Genomic DNA, 8,958 nt, shown 5'->3' with positions numbered 1-8,958 from the left:
ACAAGTTCTCCGCGTTGAACACCGCGGTGTGGAGCGGTGGGTCCTTCATCTACGTTCCGCCGGGCGTGCACGTCGACATCCCGCTGCAGGCCTACTTCCGGATCAATACGGAGAACATGGGCCAGTTCGAGCGGACCCTGATCATCGTCGACGTGCACGCCCGGCGGAACGTAGATGAAGGACCCACCGCTCCACACCGCGGTGTTCAACGCGGAGAACTTGTTGTCCCCGGCCGGGATCACGGTGCCGAAGTACTGCTGGAAGAGCTCGGGGTGTTCCCGCAGGCCGGTGTCGGTGTCGAGGAAGATGACGCCCTGGGACTCCAGGTCCTCGCGGATCTGGTGGTACACCACCTCGGACTCGTACTGGGCGGCCACCCCGGCGACCAGCCGCTGCTTCTCGGCCTCGGGAATTCCCAAGCGGTCGTACGTATTCCGGATGTCCTCCGGCAAGTCATCCCATGAGGCCGCCTGCTTCTCGGTCGACCGCACGAAGTACTTGATGTTGTCGAAGTCGATGCCGCTCAGGTCCGAGCCCCAGTTGGGCATCGGCTTGCGGTCGAAGATGCGCAGCGCCTTCAGCCGGGTCTGCAGCATCCATTCCGGCTCGTTCTTCTTCGCCGAGATGTCGCGAACCACCGCCTCGGACAGCCCACGCTGGGCGCTCGCTCCGGCGACGTCGGAGTCCGCCCAGCCATAACCGTAGCGGCCCAGCGAGGCGATCGCCTGCTCCTGGGTCAGCGGCTCTGTTATGGCCTTCTGGGCCTCTGGCGTGAGGGTCATAACGACGCTCCTTCGATGCTCGTGGTGTCGCGACGCGGGCTGGGCGCCGGGGTAAGAGGTACGTGGGTGGTGCAGGCGCAGTTGCCGTTGACGATGGTCGCCAACCGCTGCACGTGGGTTCCGAGCACCTCGGCCATGGCCTGCTGCTCGGCTTCACACAGTTCCGGGAACTCCTCGGCGACGTGCGACACCGGGCAGTGGTGCTGGCAGATCTGCACGCCGTGGATCGGGCCGCCGACCCGCGTCGTGGTGGCGACGTAACCGGCCTTGGTCAGCGCGCCGGCCACCCGCTCCGCGGCCGCCTCGACTTCGGCGTCGTCGTCGCCCTCGGCCGACGGTACGCCGGCCAGGATCGAATCGATCCGTTGCCGGGCGAACGTGCGGACGGCGTCCTCACCGCCGATTTCCCGCAACTGCCGCATGGCGGCCGCCGCCAGGTCGTCGTAGGCGTGCTCGAGCTTGGCGCGGCCCCCCGCGGTGAGCCGGAACCGCTTGGCGGGACGCCCGCGACCGACCTGCTGCCAGGACGCGGCGGGCACCGACTCGGCGTCCCCCGCTTCGATCAGGGCGTCGAGGTGGCGTCGCACTCCGGCGGCCGCCAGCCCGAGCCGGTCACCGATCTCGCCGGCGGTGATCGATCCGGACTCCACCAGCAGGCGCACGATCGCGCGGCGGGTGTGGCCATCCGGCATCGCCGCGCCGACGGCGGCGTCATCGAGGCCGGTTCGGATTTTCACAACACCAGTGTGACGCAATTCCGGGGATCGGTCTACCAAGGGTCCCCTGCGCGGGCGTTGCACTGGTCACATTCGGTACAACGCGGCGACCCGTTGCAACCGCGCTCGCGATCGCCGCCGGGTTGGCAGGCGAGCCCGGTGACCCCGACGGTTACGCTGCTCTGATGGCAGCCCGCCACTACGTGCTGAGCTCGTCGATCGCCAGCCTGCATGGCGACGAGCAGGCGGTGGGCACGCCGCTGAACGATACCGAGCTCACCGCGCTGCAGCGCACCCGCCTCTTCGGTGCGACCGGCACCATCCTGATGGCCATCGGCGCGCTGGGCGCAGGCGCCCGGCCCGTGGTCCAGGACCCGACCTTCGGGGTGCGGTTGCTCAACCTGCCGTCCCGGATCCAGACCGTGTCCCTGACGATGACGACCACCGGCGCGGTCATGATGGCGCTGGCCTGGCTGATGCTCGGACGGTTCGCCCTGGGCAGCAGGCGGATGTCCCGCGGCGACCTGGACCGCACCCTGCTGCTGTGGACGCTGCCGCTGCTGATCGCCCCGCCGATGTACAGCAAAGACGTCTACTCCTACCTGGCCCAGAGCCAGATCTCCCTCGAGGGGCTCGACCCGTATCGGGTGGGGCCGGCGTCCGGGCTCGGCCTGTCCCACGTCTTCACGCTGTCGGTCCCGACACTGTGGCGGGAGACACCGGCGCCCTACGGCCCGCTCTTCTTGTGGATCGGGCGCGGCATCTCGGCCATCACCGGGGAGAACATCGTCGCCGCCGTGCTGTGCCACCGGCTGGTCGAGCTGGTCGGCGTGGGCCTGATCGTGTGGGCGACCCCGCGGCTGGCGCGGCGCTGCGGCGTCGCGGAGGTCAGCGCGCTGTGGCTGGGCGCGGCCAATCCGCTGCTCATCATGCATCTGGTCGCCGGCGTTCACAACGAGGCACTGATGCTCGGGCTGATGCTGGCCGGCGCCGAGTTCGCGCTGCGCGGCATCGACTCGCCGCGGCTGTTCCCGGCCTCCTGGCGGCCCGGTCCCGACTGGGAACCGCTCGGCATGCTGCTGGCCGGGGCGGTCCTGATCGTGCTGTCGTCACAGGTCAAGCTGCCGTCGCTGCTGGCGCTCGGCTTCGTCACGATGGCGCTGGCGTACCGATGCGGGGGCAACCTGCGGGCGCTGCTGCTGGCGGGCGGCGCGATGAGCGCGCTGTCGCTGGCGGTGATGGCGCTCGTCGGCTGGGCCAGCGGCCTCGGTTTCGGCTGGATCTACACGCTGGGCACCGCCAACGTCGTGCGCAGCTGGATGTCGCCGCCGACCCTGCTCGCCCTGGGCACCGGGCAGGTGGGCATCCTGCTGGGGCTGGGCGACCACACCACCGCGGTGCTGGGGCTCACGCGCGCCATCGGCGTGCTGATCATCACGGTGATGGTCGGCTGGTTGTTGGTGGCCGTCTTCCGCGGCCGGTTGCATCCGATCGGCGGCCTGGGCGTGGCGCTCGGCGTCACGGTGCTGCTGTTCCCCGTCGTGCAGCCCTGGTATCTGCTCTGGGCGATCATCCCGCTCGCCGCCTGGGCCACCCGCAGCGGTTTCCGCATCGCGGTCATCGTCATCACCCTGGTCGTCGGCATCTTCGGCCCGACCGCCAACGGCGACCGCTTCGCGCTGTTCCAGATCGTGGACGCGACCCTGGCCAGCACCGTGATCGTGGCGGTCCTCATCGCGGTGACCTACACCCGGCTGCCGTGGCGGCGACTCCCGGGCGACAGCGCCGAACCGCAAGGGACGACGGCCGAAACGGCGCCGGCGCCCACGACCGCTGAGACCCCGCGCCCGGCCGCGGTGCCTGACGCCTACGCTGATTCCACGTGAGCCGCGCCGACGACGATGCAGTGGGGACCCCACCCGCTTGCGGGGGAGAGCGGCGCTCGTGAGCTCGGACGTTCCTGAAACGGTCGTGCGGCTGCGCGGGGTGAGCAAGCGCTACGGATCCACCACGGCGGTCGCCGATCTCGACCTCGAGGTGCATGCCGCCGAAGTGCTGGCCCTGCTGGGTCCCAACGGCGCGGGAAAGACCACGACAGTCGAGATGTGCGAGGGCTTCGTGCGCCCGGACGCCGGCACCATCGAGGTGCTCGGCCTGGACCCGATCGCCGACAACGCCCGCCTGCGCACCCGCATCGGCGTGATGCTGCAGGGCGGCGGCGGGTACCCGTCCGCGCGGGCCAGCGAAATGCTGAACCTGGTCGCCTCGTACGCCGCCGACCCGCTGGACCCGGCGTGGCTGCTGGACACCCTGGGCCTCACCGACGCCGCCCGTACCACCTACCGGCGGCTCTCCGGCGGCCAGCAGCAGCGGCTCGCGCTGGCCTGCGCTCTGGTCGGCCGGCCCGAGCTGGTCTTCCTCGACGAACCGACGGCGGGCATGGACGCACACGCCCGGCTGCTGGTCTGGGAGCTGATCGACGCGCTGCGCCGCGACGGCGTGACGGTGCTGCTGACGACACACCAGCTCAAGGAGGCCGAGGAACTCGCCGATCGGCTGGTCATCATCGACCACGGCGCGACCGTCGCCGCCGGCACGCCGACCGAGCTGATGCGCGCGGGCGCCAAGGACGAGCTCCGGTTCACCGCGCCGCCACGGCTCGACCTGTCGCTGCTGACCGCCGCGCTGCCGGAGGACTACAAGGCCTCGGAGGTGACGCCCGGCGAGTACCTGGTCGAGGGTCCGGTCGATCCGCAGGTGCTGGCCACCGTCACCGCGTGGTGCGCGCGGATCGACGTGCTGGCCACCGACATGCGCGTCGAGCAGCGCAGCCTCGAGGACGTGTTCCTCGACCTCACCGGCAGGAAGTTGCGGCCTTGAAACTGGACAAGACCCAATCGAACGTCTTCCCGGCTGGAACCTTCACCCCCGACCCCAGGCCGAACGCCGTCCCGCGGATGCTGGCCGCGCAATTCGGGCTGGAGCTCAAGCTGCTGTTGCGCAACGGCGAGCAGCTGCTGCTGACCATGTTCATCCCGATCACGCTGCTGGTCGGGTTGACGCTCTTGCCGTTCGGCTCCTTCGGCCACAACCGCGCCGCCACCTTCGTCCCGGCCATCATGGCCCTCGCGGTGATCTCGACCGCGTTCACCGGACAGGCCATCGCGGTCGCCTTCGACCGCCGCTACGGCGCGCTCAAGCGGTTGGGCGCGACCCCGCTGCCGGTCTGGGGCATCATCGCCGGCAAGTCGCTGGCCGTGGTCACTGTCGTGTTCCTGCAGGCAATCCTGTTGGGCGCCATCGGGTTTGCGCTGGGCTGGCGTCCAGCGTTGGCCGCGTTGGCGTTGGGCGCGGCGGTCATCGCGCTGGGCACGGCCGGGTTCGCCGCGCTCGGGCTGTTGCTCGGCGGCACGCTGCGGGCCGAAATCGTGCTGGCGGTGGCCAACCTGTTGTGGTTCGTTTTCGCCGGGCTCGGGGCACTGACCGTCGAGAGCGGGATGATCCCGACCGGGGTCAAGTGGGCGGCCCGGCTCACCCCCTCGGGTGCGCTCACCGAGGCCCTGTCGCGGGCGATGGTCCTGTCGGTGGACTGGTTCGGCATCGCCGTCCTGGCGGCGTGGGGCGCGGTCGCGGCGCTGGCGGCGCTGCGCTGGTTCCGCTTCACCTGACGCAATCACCTGACGCGGGTGAGATCGCCGCGGGGCGCTCGCGACACGTAAACCACGCACACGACACGCCGCGCCGGGTGTGCGTCGTTTACGTCTCGCGACGCCAGGGCTTACTACAGGACGTAGTTTTGCTTGGCCTACCATCGGGCCATGCCCGTGGGACGAACGCTGATGCGGCTGGTGGACCTGCTCCCCAATCCCAGCGTGCGCGTCCAGCGCCTCCTCGCCGCGGCCGTCATCCTCACCCAGGGCGGTATCGCCGTCACCGGGGCGATCGTCCGCGTCACGGCGTCGGGCCTGGGCTGCCCCACCTGGCCGCAGTGCTTCCCGGGCAGCTTCACCCCTGTCGCCCATGCCGAGGTGCCGCGCATCCACCAGGCGGTCGAATTCGGCAATCGCATGATCACCTTCGCGGTGGTCGTCGCCGCGGCGCTGGCGGTGCTGGCCGTGATCCGGGCCCGGCGCCGGACCGAGGTCCTCGTCTACGCGTGGCTGATGCCGGTGTCGACGGTGGTGCAGGCGGTCATCGGCGGCATCACCGTTCGCACCGGCCTGCTGTGGTGGACGGTCGCGATCCACCTGCTCACCTCGATGACGATGGTGTGGCTGTCGGTGCTGCTCTACGTCAAGATCAGCGAGCCCGACGACGGCGTGCTGCGCCGGCGGGTCCCCCGGCCGCTGCGCGCCCTGACGGCACTGATCGGGTTGGACCTGGCCGCGGTGCTCGTCACGGGCACGTTGGTGACGGCCGCCGGGCCGCACGCGGGTGACCGCAGCCCCACCCGGACCGTCCCCCGGCTGAAGGTCGCGGTCGACACCCTGGTCCATGCCCACTCCTCGCTGCTGGTCGCCTACCTCGCGCTGCTGGTCGGGCTGGGGTTCGGGCTGCTGGCGGTGCGCGCCGCCCGGCCGATCCTGCGGCGGCTGATCGTGCTGCTCGCCCTGGTGTGCGCGCAGGCCGCCGTCGGCACCGCGCAGTACTTCACCGGCGTACCCGCCGCGCTGGTCGCCCTGCACGTGGCCGGGGCCGCCGCCTGCACGGCCGCCACCGCCGCGCTATGGGCGTCGATGCGAGAGCGGGCCGAGGCCGAGCCGCTCGCAGGCTGACTCCACGGCCACCGCGAAGTCGCGCTGGGCGCGCTCGCGGTCGTCGGCGCCCAGCTGCCGCCAGCCCAGCGACGGCGCGACGAGGTCGAGTCCCACCAGCCGCCCCTCGGCGACGTCGGCGCGCGCGTACAGGAGGTCGCGGACGGCGGTTCCGGTGCGCTCGGCGGCGGCCGCCAGCGCGGCGTACCCGAGGTCCCACGGCTCGTCGTCCGGCTCGACCGGCCAGGCGTGTGATTGCTTGCCGCCGAGAAAGATCAACGCCGCCCGCGCCGTTCCGCCCGCGAGCGTCGGCACCCCGCCGGCCTCCAGGTCGCGCAGATACCGCTCATCGAGGTTCCAAGCGACCGCGTCCGGCGGGTTGAGCAGGTGGCGCACCCGCCGCGTCCAGCCGAGGAACTCGTCACGCCGGTCCGCGGGGGCGCGCAAAATCACCAGGTCGGCGTCGAGGGTCTCGGGATCGTCCCAGGACAGCCAGCGGGCGTGCAGCCCGCGGGTGCGCAGCGCGGGCACCAAGCCGGCGTCGTCGGGATGGCGCGGACCGCCCGCAAGCACGATGCGGGGATGGAAGATGTCCGGACGGGCGAGTTTCATGCCCGGGCATGATAAGCACATGCACGCAATCGAAGTCAGCGAAACCGGCGGCCCCGAGGTGCTGCGCTACGTCGACGCACTCCAGCCCACGCCCGGGCCCGGCGAGGTGCTCATCAAGGCCGAGGCGATCGGCGTCAACTACATCGACACCTACTTCCGCTCGGGGCAGTACCCGCGCGAGCTGCCGTTCATCCTCGGTTCCGAATTGTGCGGCACCGTCGAGGCGACCGGTGACGGCGTCGACGGCTTCCGCGCCGGCGAGCGGGTGGTCAGCGCATCGGCGGCCGGCGGCTACGCCGAGTACGCCACGGCCCCAGCGTTTTTGACGGCGCACGTGCCGGACGGCGTCACCTCGGACGTGGCCGCGTCGGTGCTGCTGAAGGGCCTGACCGCGCACTACCTGTTGAAGTCGGTGTATCCGGTACAGGCGGGCGACACCGTGCTGGTGCATGCCGGAGCGGGCGGGGTCGGGCTGATCCTGACGCAATGGGCGCATCTGCTCGGCGCGCGGGTCATCACCACGGTCTCCACGCCGGAGAAGGCCCGGCTGTCCCGGCAGGCCGGCGCCGACGAGGTGCTGTCCTATCCCGACGACGCGGACGACTTCGGCCGGCAGATCCGCGGGCTCACCGACGGCGCCGGCGTCGAGGCCGTGTACGACGGCGTCGGCGCCACCACCTTCGACGCCAGCCTGGCCAGCCTGGCGGTGCGGGGCACGCTGGCGCTGTTCGGCGCGGCCAGCGGGCCCGTTCCGCCGTTCGATCCGCAGCGCCTCAACGCCGCGGGCTCGGTGTTCCTGACCCGGCCGTCGCTGGCCCACTTCATTCGCACCGGCCAGGAATTCAGCTGGCGCGCAGAGGAATTGTTCGACGCGATCGCCGGCGGGGGGATCACCATCGAAGTCGGCGGCCGCTACCCGCTGGCCGAAGCCACCCGCGCCCACCAGGATCTGCAGGGCCGCAAGACGACCGGCTCGATCGTGCTGCTGCCCTGATCGCTGTCACAGCGGCCACAGCCGCCCCGCCGCCGTAGGCATGCGGCACTGTGCCACTCGAAGGCCACTCTTCGGGGGCGACGGGTGGGGCTGGTGTGGTGTGGCGGGATCGCGAGCGTCAGAACAGGTGCGGCAGCGCGATCACCGAGTCGACCGCCAACGCGCAGAACACCACCGCCAGATAGTTGTTCGATTGCAGGAACAACCGCAGCGGCTTGACCGGCTCGCCGGCGCGCACCCCGGCGTGCAGCTGGTGGGCCATCGCCAGGAACCACACCCCGGCGACCAAGGCGACGGCCGCGTACAGCCAGCCGGTGGCCAGCGCCAGCGCCAGCGTCGCCGCCACCGTCAGCCAGGTATAGATCAGGATCTGCTTGGTGACCTGGCGCTCGGTGGCCACGGCGGGCAGCATCGGCACACCGGCCGCCTTGTAGTCCTCCTTGTAGCGCATGGCCAGCGCCCAGGTGTGCGGCGGCGTCCAGAAGAAGATGATCGCGAACATCACCAGTGCCGGCCAGCCGATGGTGCCGGTTACCGCCGACCAGCCGATCATCACGGGCATGCAGCCGGCCGCGCCGCCCCACACGACGTTCTGCGACGTGCGGCGCTTGAGCAGCAGCGTGTAGACCAGCACGTAGAAGGCGATGGTGGCGCTGGCCAGGTGCGCCGACAACATGTTCGTCGTCCACCACAGCCAGAAGAATGACCCCACCGACAGCGCCAACCCGAACACCAGCGCATGGCTGCGCGGGACCGCGGCCCGGGCCAACGGCCGGCGTGCCGTGCGCTTCATCACCTTGTCGATGTCGGCGTCGGCCACGCAGTTGAGTGTGTTGGCGCCCGCGGCGGCCAGCATCCCGCCGACCAGCGTGTTGAGGATCAGCAGCGGGTTCACGGTGCCGCGGTCGGCGAGCAACATGGCCGGAATGGTGGTGACGAGCAGCAGCTCGATGACCCTCGGCTTGGTCAGCGCCAAGTACGCCAGTACCGTGCCCTGCACTCGGCTCGGCATCTGGCTCGGGGCGACGCGCCCGCGAACGCTCACGCAATAACTCCTTGGGGTCGCAGCTGCGCGCAGCATCTACTACGCACGATGGTAG

At 70.8% G+C, this 8,958-nt stretch carries 8 protein-coding genes and 1 pseudogene; 5 read left to right on the top strand and 4 right to left on the bottom strand.

Annotation, left to right across the window (positions count from 1 at the left end; translation table 11 throughout):
• Window positions 1–782 (bottom strand): annotated as a pseudogene (locus A5701_RS28150) (Fe-S cluster assembly protein SufB); the annotation flags it as partial.
• The gene (locus tag A5701_RS11970) at window positions 779–1,519 is read right to left on the bottom strand and encodes a metalloregulator ArsR/SmtB family transcription factor (protein WP_067753079.1); all 741 of its coding nucleotides are present in this window, start codon (window positions 1,517–1,519) and stop codon (window positions 779–781) included. The gene A5701_RS11970 and the pseudogene A5701_RS28150, both read right to left, overlap by 4 nt.
• Window positions 1,520–1,683: 164 nt before the next feature.
• On the opposite strand from A5701_RS11970, the gene mptB reads away from it, so the two are divergent.
• The 4 genes from mptB (at window position 1,684) to A5701_RS11950 (ending at window position 6,273) form a co-directional block, all read left to right on the top strand.
• Window positions 1,684–3,384: a polyprenol phosphomannose-dependent alpha 1,6 mannosyltransferase MptB gene (mptB, locus tag A5701_RS11965; protein ID WP_067753076.1), complete on the top strand. Its 1,701-nt coding sequence runs from the start codon at window positions 1,684–1,686 to the stop codon at window positions 3,382–3,384.
• Between the two features lie 58 nt (window positions 3,385–3,442).
• Window positions 3,443–4,378, top strand: a complete 936-nt coding sequence (locus tag A5701_RS11960; protein ID WP_156670053.1) for an ABC transporter ATP-binding protein — start codon at window positions 3,443–3,445, stop codon at window positions 4,376–4,378.
• 77 nt (window positions 4,379–4,455) lie between these two features.
• Complete coding sequence (locus A5701_RS11955; protein ID WP_231968974.1) at window positions 4,456–5,166, top strand: ABC transporter permease; 711 nt, start codon at window positions 4,456–4,458, stop codon at window positions 5,164–5,166.
• A gap of 171 nt (window positions 5,167–5,337) precedes the next feature.
• Window positions 5,338–6,273, top strand: a complete 936-nt coding sequence (locus A5701_RS11950) for a heme A synthase (protein WP_197504967.1) — start codon at window positions 5,338–5,340, stop codon at window positions 6,271–6,273.
• Here the strand turns inward: A5701_RS11950 and A5701_RS11945 are convergent.
• Window positions 6,223–6,864: a hypothetical protein gene (locus tag A5701_RS11945; protein ID WP_067753067.1), complete on the bottom strand. Its 642-nt coding sequence runs from the start codon at window positions 6,862–6,864 to the stop codon at window positions 6,223–6,225. The genes A5701_RS11950 and A5701_RS11945 overlap by 51 nt on opposite strands.
• A 19-nt stretch (window positions 6,865–6,883) precedes the next feature.
• Between A5701_RS11945 and A5701_RS11940 the strand changes: the two genes are divergently transcribed.
• Complete coding sequence (locus tag A5701_RS11940; RefSeq protein ID WP_067753057.1) at window positions 6,884–7,858, top strand: quinone oxidoreductase; 975 nt, start codon at window positions 6,884–6,886, stop codon at window positions 7,856–7,858.
• Between the two features lie 118 nt (window positions 7,859–7,976).
• On the opposite strand, the gene A5701_RS11935 is transcribed toward A5701_RS11940, so the two are convergent.
• Window positions 7,977–8,903, bottom strand: coding sequence for a heme o synthase (locus tag A5701_RS11935; RefSeq protein WP_067753054.1), 927 nt, complete (start codon window positions 8,901–8,903; stop codon window positions 7,977–7,979).
• Between the last annotated feature and the right edge of the window lie 55 nt (window positions 8,904–8,958).

Source organism: Mycobacterium sp. E3305, assembly GCF_001666785.1.
Lineage (GTDB): Bacteria > Actinomycetota > Actinomycetes > Mycobacteriales > Mycobacteriaceae > Mycobacterium.
The sequence above is the reverse complement of the archived record's forward strand: the minus strand, read 5'-3'. Positions and strand labels throughout refer to the sequence as shown.